General features: G+C 69.3%; 15 protein-coding genes and 5 pseudogenes. 8 read left to right on the forward strand and 12 right to left on the reverse strand.

Features of this window, described 5'->3' with window-relative positions; translation table 11 throughout:
- The first annotated feature begins 3 nt into the window (after positions 1 to 3).
- Both AB0I06_RS08425 and AB0I06_RS08430 read left to right on the forward strand, forming a co-directional pair.
- Complete coding sequence (locus AB0I06_RS08425; protein WP_363117978.1) at positions 4 to 198, forward strand: hypothetical protein; 195 nt, start codon at positions 4 to 6, stop codon at positions 196 to 198.
- Positions 199 to 237: 39 nt separating this feature from the next.
- Positions 238 to 406, forward strand: a pseudogene (locus AB0I06_RS08430) (ATP-binding protein); the annotation flags it as partial.
- On the opposite strand, the gene AB0I06_RS08435 reads toward AB0I06_RS08430, so the two are convergent.
- The 5 genes and pseudogenes from AB0I06_RS08435 to AB0I06_RS08455 form a co-directional block, all read right to left on the reverse strand.
- Positions 384 to 653 (reverse strand): STAS domain-containing protein, encoded by a 270-nt coding sequence (locus AB0I06_RS08435; protein WP_363117979.1) that lies wholly within the window; start codon positions 651 to 653, stop codon positions 384 to 386. The pseudogene AB0I06_RS08430 and the gene AB0I06_RS08435 sit on opposite strands and share 23 nt — an antisense overlap.
- A gap of 32 nt (positions 654 to 685) precedes the next feature.
- Positions 686 to 1,162 (reverse strand): hypothetical protein, encoded by a 477-nt coding sequence (locus AB0I06_RS08440; protein ID WP_363117980.1) that lies wholly within the window; start codon positions 1,160 to 1,162, stop codon positions 686 to 688.
- Positions 1,163 to 1,259: 97 nt separating this feature from the next.
- A pseudogene (locus AB0I06_RS08445) lies at positions 1,260 to 1,519 on the reverse strand (hypothetical protein).
- Positions 1,520 to 1,809: 290 nt separating this feature from the next.
- Positions 1,810 to 3,426 (reverse strand): glycoside hydrolase 43 family protein, encoded by a 1,617-nt coding sequence (locus AB0I06_RS08450; protein ID WP_363117981.1) that lies wholly within the window; start codon positions 3,424 to 3,426, stop codon positions 1,810 to 1,812.
- Positions 3,427 to 3,902: 476 nt separating this feature from the next.
- Positions 3,903 to 4,145: pseudogene (locus AB0I06_RS08455) on the reverse strand (transposase); the annotation flags it as partial.
- A gap of 315 nt (positions 4,146 to 4,460) precedes the next feature.
- Between AB0I06_RS08455 and AB0I06_RS08460 the strand changes: the two are divergent.
- The 3 genes from AB0I06_RS08460 to AB0I06_RS08470 all read left to right on the forward strand — a co-directional run bounded on the left by AB0I06_RS08460 (position 4,461) and on the right by AB0I06_RS08470 (position 5,822).
- Positions 4,461 to 4,865, forward strand: a complete 405-nt coding sequence (locus AB0I06_RS08460; RefSeq protein ID WP_363117983.1) for a hypothetical protein — start codon at positions 4,461 to 4,463, stop codon at positions 4,863 to 4,865.
- A gap of 358 nt (positions 4,866 to 5,223) precedes the next feature.
- Positions 5,224 to 5,358, forward strand: coding sequence for a hypothetical protein (locus AB0I06_RS08465; RefSeq protein ID WP_363117984.1), 135 nt, complete (start codon positions 5,224 to 5,226; stop codon positions 5,356 to 5,358).
- Between the two features lie 8 nt (positions 5,359 to 5,366).
- Positions 5,367 to 5,822 (forward strand): hypothetical protein, encoded by a 456-nt coding sequence (locus AB0I06_RS08470; protein ID WP_363117985.1) that lies wholly within the window; start codon positions 5,367 to 5,369, stop codon positions 5,820 to 5,822.
- 166 nt (positions 5,823 to 5,988) lie between these two features.
- Here the strand turns inward: AB0I06_RS08470 and AB0I06_RS08475 are convergent, their stop codons facing one another.
- On the reverse strand, positions 5,989 to 6,654 hold the full coding sequence (locus AB0I06_RS08475) for a hypothetical protein (RefSeq protein ID WP_363118042.1): 666 nt from the start codon (positions 6,652 to 6,654) through the stop codon (positions 5,989 to 5,991).
- 588 nt (positions 6,655 to 7,242) lie between these two features.
- Positions 7,243 to 7,496: pseudogene (locus AB0I06_RS08480) on the reverse strand (hypothetical protein); the annotation flags it as partial.
- Between the two features lie 188 nt (positions 7,497 to 7,684).
- Between AB0I06_RS08480 and AB0I06_RS08485 the strand changes: the two are divergent.
- Positions 7,685 to 10,915 carry a Tat pathway signal protein gene (locus tag AB0I06_RS08485; RefSeq protein WP_363117986.1) on the forward strand — a complete coding sequence of 1,077 codons (3,231 nt, stop codon included), beginning with the start codon at positions 7,685 to 7,687 and terminating at the stop codon, positions 10,913 to 10,915.
- A gap of 513 nt (positions 10,916 to 11,428) precedes the next feature.
- Here AB0I06_RS08485 and AB0I06_RS08490 read toward each other — a convergent pair.
- Together AB0I06_RS08490 and AB0I06_RS08495 are read right to left on the reverse strand one after the other, a co-directional pair.
- Positions 11,429 to 11,694: pseudogene (locus tag AB0I06_RS08490) on the reverse strand (VOC family protein); the annotation flags it as partial.
- A gap of 73 nt (positions 11,695 to 11,767) precedes the next feature.
- A complete protein-coding gene (locus AB0I06_RS08495) occupies positions 11,768 to 14,365 on the reverse strand; it encodes a phosphatidylinositol-specific phospholipase C domain-containing protein (protein ID WP_363117987.1) in 2,598 nt (865 codons plus the stop codon).
- A gap of 288 nt (positions 14,366 to 14,653) precedes the next feature.
- Between AB0I06_RS08495 and AB0I06_RS08500 the strand changes: the two genes are divergently transcribed.
- Entirely contained in the window at positions 14,654 to 15,619 is a 966-nt protein-coding gene (locus AB0I06_RS08500) for a helix-turn-helix transcriptional regulator (protein ID WP_363117988.1), read from the forward strand.
- Positions 15,620 to 16,267: 648 nt separating this feature from the next.
- Here AB0I06_RS08500 and AB0I06_RS08505 read toward each other — a convergent pair.
- Positions 16,268 to 16,867: a TetR/AcrR family transcriptional regulator gene (locus tag AB0I06_RS08505; protein WP_363118043.1), complete on the reverse strand. Its 600-nt coding sequence runs from the start codon at positions 16,865 to 16,867 to the stop codon at positions 16,268 to 16,270.
- 55 nt (positions 16,868 to 16,922) lie between these two features.
- Here AB0I06_RS08505 and AB0I06_RS08510 point away from each other — a divergent pair, with 55 nt between their 5' ends.
- Positions 16,923 to 17,387: an SRPBCC family protein gene (locus AB0I06_RS08510; protein ID WP_363117989.1), complete on the forward strand. Its 465-nt coding sequence runs from the start codon at positions 16,923 to 16,925 to the stop codon at positions 17,385 to 17,387.
- Between the two features lie 945 nt (positions 17,388 to 18,332).
- Here AB0I06_RS08510 and AB0I06_RS08515 read toward each other — a convergent pair.
- Positions 18,333 to 18,632, reverse strand: coding sequence for a hypothetical protein (locus tag AB0I06_RS08515; RefSeq protein WP_363118048.1), 300 nt, complete (start codon positions 18,630 to 18,632; stop codon positions 18,333 to 18,335).
- Entirely contained in the window at positions 18,605 to 19,321 is a 717-nt protein-coding gene (locus tag AB0I06_RS08520) for a DUF6083 domain-containing protein (RefSeq protein WP_363117990.1), read from the reverse strand. The genes AB0I06_RS08515 and AB0I06_RS08520 overlap by 28 nt, the downstream gene beginning before the upstream one ends.
- Positions 19,322 to 19,831: the final 510 nt, after the last annotated feature.

Genomic DNA, 19,831 nt, shown 5'->3' on the forward strand with positions numbered 1-19,831 from the left:
GTCATGAGTCAGGACCGGACCGTGGTGGGCGACTACGACGGCCGCGGTGAGCGGCTGGCGCAGGTCCAGGTAACAGCGCAGCCATACGCCGAGCTGACCGGCGTCCCGCCCCGTCTGCTCCGGGTGTGGCTGTCGCCCACCGTTCGTCGAGTATCTGCCGGAAGGCCAGGCGGTGCCTTCGTCGGTCTGGGGAGCTGAGCACTTCCGGTCGGCAGCCGGCTCGGGACGTCCGGTTCCCTCTCGGTGACGGTGTGGGACCACCGCACCGCAGCTGCCGGTGGTGCGGGCCGCCGACCCGGACAGGGTCGGACAGCACGGGCTGGAGATCGTCAAGGCGCTCTGCCGAAGCTTCGAGGTGCATCGCGAGCCGGTGGGCAAGCGCATCACCGCAACGATGCCGCAGTGAGCAGCAGCCACAGCGGCTGAGCTCCCAGTCCGGCCACGGTCGTTCGGCGGTCCGGGCCGCAGATCGTGGGGAACAGGAGGTGGAGGCCGGCGACGTCCATGAAGGGCGTGTCGGTCAGGTCCCACTGCAGTTCGGTCACCTGCGACGGCAACGCATCGGCGGCGGCGCGCAGCGGCGGCAGGGTGTCGTGGTCGATCTCCCCACACGGGCGGATGTGTGCGGTGGTGCCGTCGATGGGGTCGCACACAGCCACATGGGGAAGTCCCGTTCGCCCTCCGGTCAGGTGTGGATGGCGAGCTTGAATTCGGCGAGCACGAGATTGCGAGCGGCGCTGTCGTTGTGAGAGACGAGCAACGCGAGCGGCGTGCCGACGGCGGTGAACAGGCCGTGGCCCTTGGTGAAACACTGCATGCCAGGTGACGACGGACGGTGGTCGGTGGCCGTCGAGTCATTGCCAGTAGACAGGTTCAGCGGATCGCGGACGAAACGGTCCCGCAGCTCGGTGTAGGAGCCGTCCGCCCACTGGATCATCGCGTACAGCTGGCCCCAGCCCGCGGTGGAGGGCCAGATCAGGCCGGCCCGGTCGTCCGTGGCCCAGTTGGTGACCGTGTAGCCGTCCGGCTGGGCAGTCTGGTGCATGTTGTGCGCATCGTACGACTCGCCGGAGCCGAACGGGAAGCGGACGATGTGGTAGGCGCCGTCGGCGGGGATCGACTGTGGAGCCTCGGTTTTCAACGAGCATATGTAGACGGTCACTTGGGTCTCCTATTCCGTGGGCTGTATGACGCGGGTTTGACTTCTGTTTGGACGTCGTTTCAGTTGGTGAGTCGACGGTAGCTGATGAGAGCTGCGGCTATGCCGACGAGGCATTGAGCGACGGGACGTGCGCAATGCCGAGCACGACCTGGAGCGAGGCGAGCGCTAGGAACCCGCGGCGTACCAGATCGGCCGGGGCGAGCCGCCGCCCGGCTTCCACGCCGGCACCGCCGCGAGCGCGTACAGCATCGACGCCCCGCACATCACGCGCGCCCCGACACCGTGCAGCATCTGCCCATAGGACGAGGTCAGCAGCAATCCGGCCTTCGCCTGAAGGAAGATCGTCAATGTCTGCACGCTCGAAGGCCGCCCAGGGCCTTCGTCAAGAACGCCGACGGTTCCTGCAACCTCACCGGCGCGACCGCGGGCGGACCGCTGACCCTCCAGAGCGCGGCCTCAGGCGGTTCGCAGGACTGGCGGCTCGTCCGGGGCACCCGGCGCGGCGGCTCGTGATGCCTGCATCCGCGGGCCGTTGAATGGCTTGGACGCGGCGCCTCCTGCTTCCCGCAGAAGGCGCCGCGTCCCTGCCTCCTCGTGGGGCCTGCCGATGAGACTGAGCGGTGCAACGGCAGGGGAGGCCAGGCCGTTCAGGGGGCGGACAGTTCGAATCGCGTCACGCGGACCGAGCCGCCCAGCGCCTGCGTGGCGTGGTTGAAGAGGGCGAACCGGTAGCCCATGAAAAACCGCCAGTCGTTGCCCATGGAGAAGGCGGGGCCCAGGCGGGTGAAGGTGACGCCGTCGGTGCTGTAGGAGAAGGTGCCGGGCCGGGACGCTCCGGGGCGGATGTCGGCGTTCGCCCGCAGCCAGAGGCGACCGCCCGGCACGCTCGCACTCGCCCGCTCGATCCCGGTGCCGGTGGTGTTCCAGTTGCCGTCCATCGTCAGGCCGTCGACCATGACCACCCGCGTCGCACCCCCGTCCCGCTTCAGGCCGATCCAGGCGGAGGAGTTGCGCAGCAGCGCGAGCCCGGCCCGGTCGCCGTCCCGCATCGCGGAGTGGTCGAGCTGGACCGTTGCCGTGGAGGTGGGTCCCTGGATGCGGTGGGTGAGGGTGTTGCGCGCCCAGTAGAGGTCGTTGGTGACCGTGGCGGTGCGCAGGGTCAGGCCGTTGTTCACCGACCAACGGCCGTTGTCCGGGTTGTGGTTCCACTCCCACCTGGGCTTGAGGACCGTGCCGTCGAAGGTGTCGGCACCGGTCAGGGGAGTGACCTGCCGGGGTGGCGGCGGTACGACAGGGGTGGGATACGACCTGCCCCACGCGCCGTTCACGAGCTGGAGGACCGGCCAGCCGTCCGAGGTCCAGGTGACGGGCGCCAGGGCGGGCATACGCCCGCCGGGGTAGGCGTCGACGAACGCCATGTAGTACCAGGCACCGTTCTGGGTCCGCACCAGCCCGCCCTGGTGCGGAACGCCGCCGCCGGAAATCGGTCCAGGCAGGTCGAGCAGAACCTGCCGCAGGGTGTAGGGGCCGAAGGGGCCACTGGTGGACCGCAGGATGTACTGACCGTTGGCCGGGCGGGTCAGGAAGATGTAGTAGCTCCCGTTGATCTTGTAGAAGCGGGACCCCTCCAGGGTGCCGATGCTCGACGGAGTGCTGAACACCTGCTGGGCCCGCACCTGGCTGCGGCCGTCCGCCGACAGCTGGGCCACGCTGATCGTGCCGTTGCCGTACGCCACGTACAGGGTGTTGTCGTCGTCCACCAGCAGGCCCGCGTCGTAGTACACCTGAGGGAGCGTCGCGTGCCTGCTCCAGGGTCCCTCGACGGAGCGGGCCGTGTACACGTGGGTCCGGGCGAAATCGATCTGGCCGAGCCAGTAGAACGTCCCCTCGGCGGGGCGGTACGCCAGGGACGAGGCCCAGATTCCCCTGACGTAGCCGCGTCCGCCGTTCAGGTCGTACTTGGCGCCGAAGTCGAGGACGGGCACCGCGTGGCCGGCGATCTCCCAGTTCACCAGGTCGTACGAACGCAGGACCGGGGCGCCCGGCGAGTAGTGCATCGTCGAGGCGGAGCAGTAGTAGGTGTTGTCGACGCGGATGATGTCGATGTCCGCGAAGTCCTGCCAGATCACGGGGTTCGTGTAGGTCGCGGCCGGTCCGGCCACGGCTGCTCCCGCCGTGCCGTGAGGCAGCAGGGCGCCGGCGGCCAGGCCGCCGGTCGTGGCCAGGGCCGCACGGCGACTGAGGATATGACCGGTCCATGTCATTCGAAATCCGCCTCGGGAGTGGGGGCTGCCATGAAAGGGCGGGTGGACTGTCTGTTCTGCATGTCGAACGTCAGCTGTCCTGTCGAACGTTCTGGATGATACGAGCAACACCTGACGGGCCGTCAATACATCTCGCAGCATTCGATGCCGACGGCGAAAGGTTTCGCTCCACCCCCGGGTGGGGTCAGAACGGGCGGGTGCCGTCGTCCAGCGCCACTGCGTGAACGCCTCCAGGCTGGCCGTGCCCCCAGCCCCGCAACCGCCGTCAGAATCACGGCCCGACAGCTCCCGCGCCCGCAAGAAGCGCGGCTCCTTCGCGGCGGCCGGCCACCGAACGCGTGGCTGTGAGCTGCGACGTCAGGTCAGACTGTGGCGTGCCGTGGCGAGAAACTCCGCCTTGAAGGGCTCCAAGCGCTCGGCCAGGTTCCCCTCGTCACGCCCCTGCCAGACCGCTTGATCAAGGGCATGGGCGTAGGCCGTCGTCGGTGAGTGAAGGCTCGGATCGCGCGGGATGAATACGCGCGGTCCGCCAGGACGGCCTCCGGCCGAGTCCTCGGTCTCCCGGGACCGGTACGAGGAACACGGATGCTCGCCATGACGGTCTCGAAGGCCGGAGCGTCACCCGCCTGGCCAGCGGTGACCCTGAGGGCCAGAGGCCGTGCCAGGCTGTCGCCGGCGAGGTGAATTTTCTTACTCAGGCCACCGCGGGAGCGTCCGAGTGCATGGTCGTCCGTTTCGGCCCGGTCCGGCGCCCCCTTTTGACACACGACGGGACCGTCACCCCAACTCCCGTGCGATTACCGGTGGTCGAACGCTGCCGGGCCCTGACCGACACCCGCTGGTTCGCGGCAGCCGTCCTCACACTCATCCTCCCCACAAGCCCCCCGTCACCTCCCATCCCCACCCGGTAACCTGCTGATCCGCGCCGGGGTTCCATACATCCATCGATGAGACAGCCGCCAAGTGGCGCGGACGGCGGCCGTCAGAGGTATGTAGTGCGTAGCACAACGGGGAAGATTCTTACGCTGACCACCATGGCGGCACTGGCGCTCGGTGTCAGCGTCTCGCCGGCCTCTGCGGCGACGACGGACAAGACGATCCGCAAGGTCAACGGCGTCTACGGGACGAGCGGCGAGTACTGGTACACCAACGGCAAGTCCTGGCGTGCCCTCAACTCGGTCGGCGCCCACAAGTCCGACATCACGGGCACGAGGAAGCCGACGCTGTACGCCCGCTTCCTCTACAAGAAGCCCGGCGGCACGTACAAGGCCGCCAGTGGCTGGAAGAAAGCTGACGTCTACAAGATCAGCGGCAAATGGGAGGCCCATGCCGGCTGGGGCAAGAACGGCTCCCACACGGGCACGAAGTACCCCAAGAACACTCTGATCTGCACCCAGTTCAAGGGAAGCACCGTCAAGACCTGCGCCCCCCTGAAGTAACGATTCACCAGTGACCGACCGGAGGCGGCACACCGGACCGCCTCCGGCACGGCCTCTCCGTAGGCGGAACACCTCTCCCTGGGAGCCGCTCCCTGAAATCGGCTCCCAGGTGGCTCCCGGAACCCGGCACGGGGGTGTCGACGCCCCTACGCCCGGTGTGACAGGTCGTCCACCACGAGGTCGAGGGTCACCTCTTCATGGAGCGCGACGCCGAGGGCGGTCATGGCGGGGCGAGATCCGGGCCCGAGTCCGCGTTCACCGGCTGGCCGTCGAGCGCCAGTTGAGGGATGCCTCAGCCTGGCTGCGAGCGGCAAAGTGCTCGGGCACTCATGCGGTTCCTCGTCTCAACGGCACGCTGATGCTGCACCGCCGACTCGCCCGCGAGTACGATCACCGGCCCGGCACGTCCACCTCGCGCGTCTACTGGACCTCCATCGCGAACAAGACCCGCCGCCTCACCACACCCGCTCCGTCCTGGCGCGACACCTTCTGACTGGCCGCGTGAACGTCATCGAGCTCCTGGCCGACCTCCAGGCCCAGCACGACGAGACCGCAGCCCGGGCCAGCGAACTGCGCGACCAGATACAGCACTTGACCGCCACCCCGGCCGAGACCGAAGCGCGACTCGCGGACCTGGCCACCACCCGGCAGGTCATCTCCGAACTCGCACCGGCTGGAGGCCAACCCGCACCACCCGAGACGAACACCGCCTACCAGGCCATCGCGAACACCTTCAACCAGCATCCCGATCAAGAGTTCCGAGCCCGCGAGCTGCACGAACTCCTCGGCATGCCCACCGACGAGGCATCCGTCAACATCACCCGCAGCCGCCTCGGACGCCTCACCCGCCAAGGCTTCCTCACCCAACCCGGACGAGGCCGCTGCCAGCACGGACTAAACGCCCACTCAATGGTTGCGGTTACGGCAGTTGGAAGTCGAGGCCGGTCTTGGCGGTGAGGCCGTCGATGAGGCCGGGCCTGTACTGCATCTGTGGACCGGCCTACCGCGCGTGCGAAAAAGACGGGAGCCTGTGGCGGATCGTGCCGGGCGGAATCCTCAGTCCAGGAGTAGCGGGCACCGGTCGGTCTGGTGCAGTAATGCACACGATCGGGCCCATGTCGGTTCAGGGGGTGAAGACCTGCTCGAGACGGTCGATGGCTCCGTCGGCGCCCAGGTGGTAGCGGAAGACCAAGCCGCTGTCGGGGTGCGCTTCCAGCCAGTCGAGAAGCTCCTGCACGCCGATGGGCTGATTCTCTGTGCTTGCCACGATGGGGTCGGTGACGGTGACGTACGCGGCCTGGTCCATGGGCAGGTAGGTCTCCTTGCCCACCGTTTCAAACGGTGCGCCGTCGGAATCCGGGGTGCCGCAACCCCAGTTGCCGTGTCGGATGATCAGACTCAGGGAGCCGCCTTCGGGTGTGTAGCGGTATACGGCGATCTCATCCGGCGAGATCGGCATCTTGTGATCGCACCCGTCGTCTCCATCACCGGTGCCCGCTGATGCCGTCGAGCCAGAGGCCGACGCAGCGGGTGTGCCCGTCGGTACCGCGGGTGGGGACACCTTGCCGCCTGCCGAAGGTGAGACCTTGTCGGCGGGCAGCGCCTGAGGGGACGCGGTTCCGTCGGTACCCTGCTCGCCCTTGGTCGGCGAGGAAGTGACGGCCGACGTCGCCGTGCCGCCCGCGCTCGGGGAGTCCGGGGAGCAGCCGGTGAGCGCCACGAGCCCGGCCACGCAGGCGCCCAGGGTGAGCGTCCGGAACGCGATCGGTCTGTAGCGACGTGTGATCATCACGATAGTCCCCCGTTGTGGTGGCAGCGGTTACTGAGTAGCCGTGTCAGCTTGAGAGACCATATTCAGCCACGGTTGCCAGATTGTATTGTGCTCTGCGCCGTCTGTTGCGGATCGGTGACCGTATGCGGCACCCATGGATACCCCGTTACTTCCCGATTCTCCGCCCGTACGCGGACGCCGGCCCCGCCAGCTGGCCACCGCGCCCGAGCTGGTCGGGCTGCGGGCTGGTAGCAGCCGGGCGAAGCCGACCGGGTCCAGGTCAGCCGTCCTTGCATAGTCACCCAAGGGCTTGACGGGTGGGTAGTCCGTTGAGCATCTTGCGGAATCCGGGTTCTCCCCGATGGGTGGCGGCCAGGGGACCGCGAGGCACGCCGGCCTGGTCGTCAACCTCTGCGAGGTGTCCCGCGCTGGCGTCGGCGCGGGCGCGCGGACCGCCACAGCTTCGGCCGACCGCCGGGGTACTGCCGCGATGGACGCCGGAACGGCGGCGGCTTCGGAGACGGATACAACGCCGCAGGCCTCGGCCCTCTGCGTCGCCTCCAAGACGTGCGCGCCCGGCCGCACCCCTTCAGGTGGCCCGGCGATTCAGTGAACGACCCGGCCCCAGGCGATGGCCTGGGGCTGAAACGGGTTGATGCAGTAGGTGGTGGCCTGCGAGGTGTGCGGGGTGAGGAGGCCTGCAATTCGTCCGCTGCGACCTTAAGAAGGTCGCGGTCGGCGTGGAGGGTTTCGAGAACAAAGGCGACGTGAGTGGAGCCCTCGGTAACGCGGGTGCGGTGGGCGTCGCGGTGGTTCCAGTGGCGGGTCAGGATTTCGGTGGCGTCCGCGTAAATGATCTCACTACGCCCCGTACCGGGCGGCGGGCAGCGGTCCACAGCGCCGTTGTCCTCGCCCCCGGCACGGTGGCCGAGGGGTAACCGGACGGCACTGAGAAGGCAGCGGTTCGGCAGTTGCCACATCCTCACGAATGTTGTGTCACACCTGTGTGCAACTATCGCCCCGACACCGTTGATCCAGGGGGGATCCCTTGTCCGACACCAACTCGTGCCCACCCACGAGAGGCCGAAGAGCGGCCGTCTTCGCCGCTGTCGTCTCGCTCTTCGCCTCACTCCTGACCCTGGCGGGGGCGAACCACGCCGTCGCCGCCGACGAGGAGTGCGCGCCGCTCGCGCTCGCGCCGTTCGGTGACCCGGGGGACGCCGTCGCAAAGGCGAACGTCCCGGCCCAGGAAGGCGTCTGCTTCACCGTGACGGCCTCGGCGGCCGGCCTGTACCTCGTGTCGCTCGACCACCTGGACGCGCATCTGTACGCCGCCGACGGCACCGAGGTCGACTGCTACGACGAGCAGTTGTCGAGGGACGGCCGGTGCCAGGTGCCCGTCGCCGGCACGTACACACTCAAGATCGTCAACAGCGGCTGGGCACAGGCGCAGGCTTCGCTCACCGTGGTGCCGCTCGGCGCAGGCACCCCGGGCTGCTTTCAGTCCGTCGGCACGGGCTGGGACCAGCAGCCGGTGAGCCGCTCCTCGACAGGCGAATTGGAGGTCGGCTGCCAGGAGTTCGAGGGCAAGGCGGGCGAACGCGTCCGTCTCACCTACGGCACGAGGTACTACGGCGACAGCCTCGCCTGGATCACCGACGCCACCGGCGCATGGATCTGCCCGCGCGTCACCGAGGACGACGAGGACACCCGCAGCTGTGTGCTGCCCGGTGACGGTCCCTACCGGGTGCTGTCGCAGGTGACGTACGCGGAGAGGGGCTTCCCCGCCGAGTATGCGGTCAAGGTGCGGTCGCTGTCCGACCCGCAGGGCTGCCGTAGCGCGGTCGTGCGTCCGTTCGGCCTTCCCGAGGGGCTGGATTACGGCACCAACCCCTGCTTCACCTTCACCGTCGACAAGGCCGGCCGGTACCTGGTGCACTCCGTGGACACCTACTCCGCAAGCGCGCTCCGGGTGTTCGACACGGACGGGAAGATCGTCTGCCGGGAGAGCGACCCGTGCCGTCTGCCGGCCGCGGGCACTTACACCGCGGCGCTCGACGGCGCGTACCCCTTCCCCTACACGGAGAGCGACCCGGACGACCTGCTCCTGCTGGACCGTTCCTCCGACGCCGGGTGTGTGGCCACCGAGACCGGTTCACACAAGGGCGAGTTGAGCACGATCGGGCAGTACGACTGCCTGACGCTGGACGCCCCGCAGGGCTCCAGCATCGCCGCGCTCACCCCGATCGCCGCCACCGGTGTGGACACCGAGCTCGCGGTCTACGATCGGGACGGCGTCGCGCAGTGCACCGCAACGGAACTGTCGGACGGCGACTGCGCGCTGACCGGTCCGGCCCCCTACCGGGCACTGGTGCACACCGATGACGTCGGCGACGACGCGACAGGCCCCTACGCGATCGCTTTCCACCGAACCGACGCAGCGAACGACTGCCCGGTCCTGCCGGCCGGCAGCTTCACCGCCGACGGTCCCACGGCCACACTGGCCACCGGTGACGGCGTCTTCTCGCGATGTCTGAACATACCGGCCGACAGGCACACGAACGCAGAGGTCCTCCAACTGGTCAACACCTCCGGCGGCGTACCGGCGAAGTTCTCCGTGGTCGACGCCGCCGGCAAGAAGGTGTGCGATCGCACCGCCACGACCAACGGCTGGACGCTGTGCCCGCTGACCCCGGGCCAAGCCCACACCGTGCTGGTCACCGGCCGGGATCTGGCCGCCACGTATACCCTGGCCCGGCGTGACGTGACCGCGAGCGCCTCCTCGGCGGGCTGTCTGAAGGACGCCGCGACGAAGGTCGGCGGCCCCTCCCTGGCTGGCACGTACGGCCAACCCGGCACCCTGACCTGCCACCAGGTCACCGTCGACGCCGCGGCTGACGTCCTGCACCTGGACGTCCGGGACGCGCTGGGCACCGCCAACATCATCGCCTTCGGCGGTGACGGCACCACCGAGTGCTCCTTCCGCAACCGTTCCTGCGCGGTCACCGGGTCCACCACCCACCAGGTCCTCGTGCAGACTCCGGCCAACCTCAAGGCCGCGCCCGAGTACCGTCTGGACGCCCTGCGCATCGCGACCGCGGACGGGCCGGCACCGGAGTGCACCAAGGTGCCGTCGGTGTCGTACGGCTACGGGCCCATCACCGGCAGGCTCGACGAGCAGCGCACCGCGGTGTGCGCGGTCCTGCCCACGGCCGGGTACGACCGCTTCAACGCCGACATCACCGACACCAGCGGTGCCGCCACCACCCCCGTGCCCGCGCTGTACAACAGCGCCTGGAACAACGGCTGCACGCTGTCGACCTCCGGGTCCCAGTGCTCGGCCGGCGGTTCGTCCTCGGCCGCCAGCGCGAGCCTGTTCCTGCTCGCGCTGCCCGAGAAGGCGTCCAGCACGTCCTACAACGCCAAACTGACCTGCTTCTCGACGCTGTGCGGCACGGACAAAGTCGGCGTCACCGCCGTGAGCCCCGACACCGGGGCCGCCGGCGGCAAAGTCACGCTCACGGTCACCGGCACCGCACTGCCCGCGAACGCCACGGTACGGCTGGCCCAGAACGGCAAGACGCTGACCGCCACGACGAACTCGGTCTCCGCGGACAACAAGACGCTGACCGCGACCCTCGACCTGACGGGCGCGGCGCCGGGCACCTGGAATATCAGCGTGGTCACCAACTGCTGCGCGTACCCGCGCGGCACCTTCACCGTGACCCAGCCCCAATTGAAGAACACGACCGCCCCCAAGGTGACCGGCACGGCCAAGGTCGGCGCCAAGGTCACCGCCACGCCCGGCAGTTGGTCGTCGGCCCCCACCTCCTACACCTACCAGTGGAAGGCCGACGGCAAGACGATTCCAGGGGCCACCTCCGCCTCGTACACCGTCCCCGCATCGGTCGTCGGCAAGAAGCTCACTGCGACCGTCACCGCCCTCAAGAGCGGGTGGCAGAGCGAAACGGCCACCTCGGCGGCAGTCACCGTCGCCAAGGGGGACGCACCCAAGGCGACCAAGCTGCCGGTGATCAGCGGCACGGCCAAGGTCGGCAGGACGCTGAAGACGACCAATGGGACCTGGAGCCCGACGGCGACGTCGTACAAGTACCAGTGGTACGCGGGCGGCACGGCCATCACCGGCGCGACCACGTCGTCGCTGACGCTGAAGTCGGCACACAAAGGCAAGAAGATCACAGTGAAGGTGACGGCACTCCGCACCGGCCACAAGGACGGCTCGGCGCCGAGCAACCCGACCGTCACCGTCAGGAGCTGACAGCCGCGATCGACCGCGGAGTGAGCCAACGGGGGGCGGCCGGATGGCCGCCCCCCTCATCCGTTCGCGGTCCTGCAAGAGGGCCGCTGGCCACCTGTTCCGGCATGACTGTTGCCTCCTGGCAAACGGATGACCTATGCGCGTGGCGAGCTGTTCGAGGTCGCGCCTTCCGGGCCGCTCTGCGCGAGGGCCGGCCTCCTTCAGGGGGGCGGCTGGTCGATGTCCTCGATAAAACGTCGCTGTACCGCGTGCTGTGCAGTGACCGCGACCGGACCCCCTTGCCCGCCGCCGACGGACAGCAGCCCCGGGAGCCGCGGGCAGCGCGCAACGAGACAGCCAGAGCAGTCAGCCCGGCCAGACCCCCCAGAACGCTCGCCACGGGTCCGCGCTGCCCCACTCCCGCATGGTCGCACGGAGCTGCCCTTCCACGGGCGCCTGACCGCTCTCCAGGAGGTAGCCCCTACGGTCGAGCGGTGGTCCTGGCGGAGGCCAGTGGCCTTGTCATGGACGGCACATGACACGGTGGATGCCCAGGACGTCGTGCGGCCGGTCGCACGGCCCGCCGTAAATGACATCGAGGCTGCGGTACTTCGCCAGCCCCGGTCGGCTGTGCCCATCCGCAGTCCGGAGCATCGCGATGTCGCAGTGGACGCCGTCGAGCCCGGTGCACTGGTCGGCGAAGCCGCCCCGCGCGCTCTCCCCGGCCTCTGCTCCATGCCGAGCTCCTCGAAGAACGCGGCGGCGTCCATGTCCTCGACGACGATGCCGACATTGTCCATGCTTGTGGCCGAGCGCGCCACCCGGAACGTATCCCCCGAACGGAGCGCTCGGCACAGACAGCGCAACCGGTCGCTAGCCCGGGACCACCGTGTCGCTCATGCTGGGCTTCCCCTCACCCGACGCGTTCCAGGCGCAGACCATGATCACGTACTCGTGACCCGCCGTGACCCCCGTGACCCTTGCGGAGCGGGCGGAGGCCGGGTAGCCGATGATCCGGGAGTGATTCGTCGGGGTGCTCTTGTCGTACACCCACACCGCGTACCGGACGATCGACCCGCTGTGCGAGTCGGTCGGCGCCGACCAGCGCACGTCGATCGAGCCCGCGCCGGCCGTCGCGGCCAGCCCCGGCGGCCGCCCCGCCGTCGTCGGCGCCGCCTCGCCCCGGACCGCCGCGGACCACGAGGAACGGTTGGCCGCGCCGTCACCGGCGACCGCACGGACCCGCACCTCGTAGGTGTGGCCGTCGTAGGGCTGGTCGGTGAACTGCCGGTCTGTGGTGACGTCACGCCACTGAACGTCGTAGGTGTGCGCGCCGAAGACCTTGTCCCAGGTGGCGGTGACGCCCTGCTGGGTGCCGTCGAACTTCATGCCGGACGGCGTGGCGAGCGACCGGCCGGGTGCGCTGCCCGGTACGTCGGGTGCGGCGGCGCCGATGCCGAACTCCTTGTGCAGCACGGTACCGAACGCCTGGGCGATGCGGTACTCGCCGAGGGCGTTGGGGTGCAGCCCGTCGTAGGTGGTGGCGCAGGTCGTCGCCTTCGGGTCGCGGCCCATCGCCTTGTCCAGGTCGGCCAGCTCCACCGGCGAGGCGCTGGTGCTCCAGCCGGGGGCCGCCTTGGCGAGGGCGGTGTTGTAGTCGGTGATGCGCTGGGGGAGGTTGGGGTTGGCGTCGCCCAGGGTGGTCCGCTGGGGGACGTTTGCCAGCACGATCCGCACGTCCGGGTTGACCGCACGCGCGTTGTCCACGAACTTCTTCATGGTGCCGACCAGATCGGCGCCCGCCCCGTACCAGCCGATGTCGTTGAAGCCCAGCTCGACCAGGAGCAGGTCGGGCGTCCGGCCCTTGGCCTTCAGCTCCTGCATGACCGGCTTGATGGTCGGCACGGTCCGGGCCAGTGAACGGCCCCAGAGGGCGTAGTGAGCCGAGCCGCCGACGGAGAATCCGGCGTTCACGTCCCCGGCGTACTCGCCCTGGACGCGCGGGTCGCCCGGACCTGGTTCCGTGGGCTCGCCGTTGCCGCTCTCGCCCAGCACCGGCGGCCGCGGCGGCTGCGCGTCGGCTTGCTGCACGGTGCCCCGGTACGGTCCGACGAAGGTGACCGGCCACTTCTTGCTCCTGGCCCAGTCCCACAGCCGGTAGCGCCAGGTGTGGTCGCCCTCGTAGCCGTGGCTGATGGAATCGCCCACCACCATGACGTCGCGGATGTCGGTGTGCGTCACGGAGTTGCGGGCGATGATCTCGTCGATGAGCTTGCCGCCGGGGAAGTCCATCATCATGACGCCCATACGGTCCAGGTCGGACCGTCCGCCGAACCGGTCGTCGCGTCCGGCGTAGAACTCCGGGCACCGGTCCTTCTCGGCGCGCAGACACTGGATGAGGAAGTTGTTCACACCGGTCGCCGTCGGGGTGCCGCCCGCCACCGTGTAGGGGTGGACGCCGACTCCGAAGCCGCTGGTGTGGTTCAGATACAGCGCGTCCTGCTTGTACTCGTGGTCCTTCTCACCGGGGCGGCTGCCGTCCCAGGTGCCGTTGGTCCGGCGCAGGTGCGCGCGGACCTTCTCCCACTTGTCGTCGATGTCGCTGATGGTGGACAGTTCGAAGTCGTCCTGCACGTACTCCTCGTTGGAGCCGCCGGACGGGTAGGGCTGCTTGAGCCCGTAGCCGCCGAAGATGCCGCCGCCGGTGTTCCCGTAGCCGAGGAGCACGGCCTTGCCGCGTACCTCGCCGAGCGTCGGGACGCGGCTCGACTGGCTTTCGCCGGTGACCGAGGGGCGCCAGAACAGGTCACGCCAGGCGGTCGACGGGGTGCTCTCGTTACCGTCCCCGGTGTATGAGCGGCCGTTCAGGTAGGAGTCGAAGATCTTCTTGCGCCACTCGTCGGTCCCGAATCCGTCGGCGTCCTTGCAGGAGAAGGTGGAGCCGGTGCACTCCGCCTTCAGGTTCATCAGGACGGTTTCGCCGGGGTGGTCGCTCAGGAAGTCGCGGGTGGCCTTCAGTACGTCGGTGAAGTTGGCGTACTGATAGGTGGCGCCGTGGTGGATGGTGAACTTCAGCCCCTCGTCCCCCTTGTCGACCCGGACCCGGATGTCGAGCGCCCGGATGCCGGCGTCGAACTGGGTGGTCAGGGTCTTCGCGCTGAAGCCGTGGTTCTCCTGCGTCTGGGTGATGCTGGTGACGATGCCCGAGCACTGGCCGGTGTCCGGGTCCGGTGCGTCCCCGCAGAGCGCGAGGCTGTCATGGGTGCCGGGCACCGAGAGCCAGGCGAGGTTGGTCCCGTCCGGGACGCGTGACATCCAGTCGACGTTGGCCGCGGAGGCTTCGGTGATGCTGCTGTAGTAGTCGTTCGCCCGGGCGGGGGTGGCGGAGAGGAAGACGCCGGAGACGGACAGCAGCAGGGCGAGGAGCACACCGAGCACGGTGCTTCTCGCCACCATCGCCGGCCGGCGCATCAGGGATCTTCGGGGCGAACGGGTCTGGCGTATGACGGTGATCATTTCCATCCTGGGGCGGATCGGTCGGTCGACTGGAGGGCCGCGCTTGCGCGCGCGAGCCGTCCGGCGAGATGTGTGATGATCCCTTTGTCGGGCTCGCCGGTTGGTGATCGCAGCCTGCCCGGGCCAGCCGTCCCGGGCCAGCCCGGACGGCCGTCCCGGGACGCTGGGACGTTCCGCATCCCCTGACCAGGCGGGATGCGGCCGCAGGGGACACGGGGTGGGAGTGTGGGTGGGGTGGGGACGGTGAGGGACGCCGATACGGTGGCCGGGCTGGGCGAGATGCTGCGCTCGCTGAAGGAGCGCGCGGGCCTCAGCTACGGTGCTCTCGCGGGCCGGCTGCACCTGAGTACCTCGACGTTGCACCGCTATTGCACCGGTGACTCGGTGCCGGCCGAGTTCGCCCCGGTCGAACGCTTCGGCCGGATCTGCCGGGCGGACCCCGAGGAGCTGCTGGAGCTGCACCGGCGATGGGCGGTGGCGGACGAGGCGCGTCGCGGGAGGGGGGCGAGCCCGTCGGAGGGTGCAAAGGTGCCGCTGCCCGCGCCGGTACCGGTCGTCCAGAGTCAGCCGCCTACCGCGGAGCCGACGCCGCGAGCCCGCCAACTCGTCTCGCGGTACGTCCTGCTGGGGGCCGCAGTGGTCGCCCTCAGCACCTCCGGAGCGCTGGCCATCGACCGGTTCCGCGCCGAGTCGGTACCGGACCTGACGGTCCCGGCCATCACGGTGCCCGACCCGTCGACCGAGGTGGTCGAAGCGGCCGGAGGGAACGTCCCCCTCTCGGCGGCCGTCGTCCCGTCGGACAACGACGACTGCCCCCGGACGGACGGCACTCGGACCCGTCCCACGGCGTTCCGCCTGAAGGTGCGAAGCACGGCAGAGGGCCCCGTGATCATGACCGCCATGGACGTCCGGGTGCTGTCCACCGAAGCCCCGCCCGCCGAAGTCACCTACGCGGACTGCCAAGGCACGGACGCACAGCACACGTTCGCCGTGGACCTGGACGCCCCCGAGCCCCGGGCCTTGAGCCCGAGGGGCGGCTTCCCGTACCAGGCGTCCGCCGGGACCCCCCTGGTCCTGGACGTCACCGCGCACACGTCGAAGAGCGAGGTGCGCTGGTACCTGGAACTGAGATGGACCCAGGGCCCCCGCTCGGGCACGCTGCGGATCGACGACGGCGGTCACCCGTTCCGCACCGGAGCGGTGAAGTAGCGCCGCCCCCTCTCAGGTCCGCACCTCCAGGTACTGCCAGCCACCCCAAGTGCTCACGTCAGTCATGTCCTTGGAGCTGCGGACGTACTCCGAGCGGACGCGAGGCGGCGGGAGGCGCGTCCGCACCGTGGACGACGCTGCCTGTGCCCCGGCGTGGCCGTCGCCCACTCCGACGCCACCAGCGTCCTTTTACCTCGCCGGCCAGGACGCAGTGAGCCACAGCTTCGACGGTGCTGCGTATGTCTTGAGTCGCATTGCCCTGTTCCTCCCGTGATGAATGAGGAATCGTACTGACGTCTGTCAACCTCGGCGCAGCCCGCCGTCGGATAACCCCGCGGGCGCGGGGACGACGTGAAGACCGACGGCTACCTCGAGGTGTTCGGCGAGCTACCCCGCGGGCGCTGGGACGACGCGCTGCTCGGCGGTCGGCTCCACCAGCACCAGGATCGCCGCCCGCAGCAGCGACCACTGGCCGTAGATCTGCACGGAGGCACGCAGGAACCTCGAATAGCGCGGGCGCGGCGCCCGGGGCTGGCCGTCGACAGCCCTGCCCTGCCCGCCGGGTCTGCGGCGGAGCCGAAGTGGGACGGTTCTCCAGACGCTTCGTATGTGTCTCAGCAAACCTGGGAAACCTGATCGGTGGTCTCCTCACTCCGAGCCGTAGTACAGCCGGAGGAACTCCTCCATCGCCGCGTCGACGCCGGCGCGGTCACCGGTGGCGAGCAGGTCCAGCAGCAGGCCGCGGACGGTGGCGAGTCCCAGCCTGGCCCGATTCCGGGCCAGGGCAGGGTCCGCCCCCGCCCCGACCTCGGCGGCCACGAGCGGCTCCAGCCAGTCCGTCACCAGCCCTTCGAGGACCGGGGCGGCCTCGGGGCGGCCACGCAGCGCGTGCCCGCAGATTTCGAAGAAGAGCCGCTCCTGACCGGCCAGCCGAGGGGCCGTGAGCTGCCGCCACAGCAGCCGCGCGACATCGGCGGGCGAGAGACCGAGCTCCAGGCGGAGCCGGGACAGCACCTCGCGCTGGCGTCGCTCCGACGTCCGGACGATCTCAACGAGCAGCTGTTCCTTGGAGCCGAAGTAGTGGATCAGCATGCGGTGGCTGACGCCGATCGCGGCGCCCAGCCTGCGCAGGCTCAGGTCCGCGATGCCGTGTGCCACGACGTGGTCGACAGCCGCGTCCACCAGTTGTGCGCGCCGATCCCCGTGCGCGCCTTGCTCGGCCTCGCCCTCGGGATGAGAGTCGTCCATGGTCACCACGTCACGACTGTACCAATCGGTACATGGCGCATGTACCGTGTGGTACATGAAGTCTGTTACCGTGTCGATCGACGTACCTCAGACTCCCGAGCAGGTCTACGGCTTCCTCGACGTCATGGCGAACCACGAGCGGTTCACCGACCACTACCTGACCAACTGGCGCTACACCGGCCCCGCCAGGGGTATCGGGTCGTGCGCCACGGTCACCGCCGCGCTGGGCGGCACGAAGACCGACGTCACCATCGATGTCGTCGAGGCGGAGGCCCCTCGGCGCATCGTCGAACGCAACGTCAGCGCGGCCGGCCGGCGGCAGGGCCGCGGCACCTACACCATCGAACCGCTGCCCACTGGCGGGGCCCGCGTCTCGTTCACGTACACGTGGGTACGCGCCCCGCTCGCCGACCGGCTGCTGGCCCCCGTCGTACGGGCCACGATGCGGCACGCCAACCGCACGGTCATGCACCGCCTGGCCAGCGAGTTGGCTTGCCACGTGTCCGCTGCCGAATCCTGACGGCGGTAGGTGCCGCCCCTTCTCCCCGGCGCAGCCCCGGCACCCACCGGAGTCCGGCCCTCGGGCTTCGAGGCCCAGCGCGAGCCGGTCGGCAAACGCGTTACCGCACTCCTCGCTCTGGCCGACGACCCCGGCGCCCGTCGGGTGGGCGGCGGGACCGAAGTGGGACGGCTACCGCGCGCAGCTCGCCGTCCACACCGGCGGTCGGGTGCTTGCGCTCCTGCCAGGGAATGGACCCGACCGGCTCGGTCCCCGAGATCCGAGCCACCGCCCTCGCCCAACTGCCGAAGGCACCGGTCTGGACGGCGAGCTGGTGGTGTCAGAGTCGGACCGGCTGGCATTCAATCGCCCCGCCCACCACAAGAAAGGCACCAAGCCAGGCGCATCCGCACGCGCTGCCGGACGAGACACCTATGACCGAGTAGCTACGGCAGCGATGCCAGACGCCCGCAACTGACGGGCCAGCAGTTCCATCTCAGGAAGGGTCCCTGAGTAGTCACCACTCAGCACGCGGCGCGACACAGCCTTAGCGTTGACCAGGTCAACGCCGAGTTCAGCTCGCAGCACCCGCATTATCACGACACTCTTGGCCGCCGGACTGAGCACCTGCAGCCTCGCTGGCCCATGCTCGGACAGAATCTGATCCCGTCGTTCGCTCGGCAGGTCCCCACCACACACGGCGACCGCGAATCCACAGGCCAGGCACGTTGACTCGACATCCCACCGCAAGCGGCCGTCCACGAGAGCCTGGACACCGCAGCACTCCAGCTCCGCACCACAGCCCTGACACGTCGCGCAATACCTAACCGATTCGAAAACGCCCTGCTCCATCCCCCACCCCCAACGAGGACGAGGTTAACGACAAGTTCAGCTCTCCGATATGACCATTGCACTCACACGAGGGGCGCAACCACCGTCTCCGGCACATGCACCCCAGGTAGGCCGCTACCAACAGTCGAGGCGTTCGGTCTCGCGGTCGGCGTGGGCGGCAAGGGCTCGCTGGAGGGCTTCGCGTATGTAGCGGTCGGGGGTGAGGCCCGCGTGGCGGGCTTCGCGTGCGAGGGCGGTGTGGACGGCGGGTGGGAAGGCGAGGTTGAGCAGGACCTGTCCGTGCGCGTCCGGGCAGTGGGTGGTGATCACGTCGATGGGCAGCCGGACGGTGAGGCGCCGGCGCAGGCAGTGGGCAGCGCGTTCGGGTTTGGCACCCACGAGGGCCATCAGGAGAAGGGGGTGAAGGGCTGCCATTCGACCAGGGCGAGGTGGGCTGCGCCTGGGGCGGCGGCGTGTAGGGGGCAGCGCTGGGCGCGCCAGCGTAGTTGTTCGCTGTAGGGCAGGCGGCCCAGGTCTCCATCGGGCAGCGTCAGTTGCTCGCGATGGGGTCCGGTGGGCATCAGCCTCCAGGTACCGCCGGGTGCGGTGGGGGTCAGGACGGGATGGGTGCAGCGGTGGCGGTGGCGGGTCTGGGCCACGCATCGGATGACTTCGACTGTGGGCTCTGCGAGGTAGCGGCACAGCAGCAACTGCACGACGGGCCGGGCCGAGCTACCGGCCTCAAGGCCAGAGTCGGGGGCCTGCGTTCTGGCGGGAGCCGGTCTGGGGGCGAAGGAGCCGGTGTCGGTCAGGCGGCGGGTTCTGACGGCGAGCCGGCGGCGGAGCCTCGCGGTGAGGGCCATGCGGCACAGGGGGGTGCGGCGGGGGCAGAGCACCGCGTGCGGGATGCGGCACCACGTGGTGCCGTCACCGTGTGGGTAGGCGATGCCGCTGCCGAGGTGCCAGAGGCAGGCTTGGGGCACTTGCGTGGCAGCTAGTTCGGTGGGGTGCAGGGCGATGGGCCGCTGTTCGGCACGCTGGTAGAAGTCGACGCGGTTACCGCAGTGGCGGCAGCGGCCGCTTTGGCCGGCGCGCAGCAGGCGGCTAGGGCTGGTGCCAGCCACCTTTCGGTGCCTGCTCGCCGGTTCGGGTGATTCGCGGTGTGGCCCGAGGCGGGGGCGCCAGGGTGTCAGGAGGCGTGCTGGCCGGGCGGGATGTGGTTGCGGCAGAGGGTGCCGACGAGGTGTTCGAGAGGCGCGTACCCGGCTGGTGTTCGCTCCCGACGGGACGGACGCACCCGGCGGCTGCTACCTCCAGGCTGTCGTAAACAATGGCAGTGATCGTCCCATCACCGATGTCGACGTCGCATTCGGTGATCTCACTGCGGAAACAGGGCCAGGCGACCCGAGTACCGGATCACCGCATCGTCGATGTGCCGTGTTGTATGGGCCCCGGCAGGCCTACCAGTTCTCCTCCGAGGCTTCCTCCATGGATCCCGTCGAGGAGATCGCCGTCACCACCGTCTTCACCGACGCATCCGGCCTGGCCTGGCTGCTGACCGACGACAACTTCTTGACGGAAGTCTGACGCCCACCCGCCGGCTCACGGCAGGGGCGCACACGGGCCCCTATCCG

The sequence above is a fragment of the Streptomyces sp. NPDC050674 genome (assembly GCF_040654575.1).
Classification (GTDB): domain Bacteria; phylum Actinomycetota; class Actinomycetes; order Streptomycetales; family Streptomycetaceae; genus Streptomyces.

Excerpts from the sequence above, each read along its gene's own strand:
- AB0I06_RS08425 (WP_363117978.1), top strand. The coding sequence starts at position 4 with ATGAGTCAGGACCGGACCGTGGTGGGCGACTACGACGGCCGCGGTGAG.
- AB0I06_RS08450 (WP_363117981.1), bottom strand. The coding sequence starts at position 3,426 with ATGACATGGACCGGTCATATCCTCAGTCGCCGTGCGGCCCTGGCCACG.
- AB0I06_RS08460 (WP_363117983.1), top strand. The coding sequence starts at position 4,461 with ATGGCGGCACTGGCGCTCGGTGTCAGCGTCTCGCCGGCCTCTGCGGCG.
- AB0I06_RS08465 (WP_363117984.1), top strand. The coding sequence starts at position 5,224 with ATGCTGCACCGCCGACTCGCCCGCGAGTACGATCACCGGCCCGGCACG.
- AB0I06_RS08475 (WP_363118042.1), bottom strand. The coding sequence starts at position 6,654 with ATGATCACACGTCGCTACAGACCGATCGCGTTCCGGACGCTCACCCTG.
- AB0I06_RS08495 (WP_363117987.1), bottom strand. The coding sequence starts at position 14,365 with ATGCGCCGGCCGGCGATGGTGGCGAGAAGCACCGTGCTCGGTGTGCTC.
- AB0I06_RS08505 (WP_363118043.1), bottom strand. The coding sequence starts at position 16,867 with ATGGACGACTCTCATCCCGAGGGCGAGGCCGAGCAAGGCGCGCACGGG.
- AB0I06_RS08510 (WP_363117989.1), top strand. The coding sequence starts at position 16,923 with ATGAAGTCTGTTACCGTGTCGATCGACGTACCTCAGACTCCCGAGCAG.
- AB0I06_RS08515 (WP_363118048.1), bottom strand. The coding sequence starts at position 18,632 with ATGGCAGCCCTTCACCCCCTTCTCCTGATGGCCCTCGTGGGTGCCAAA.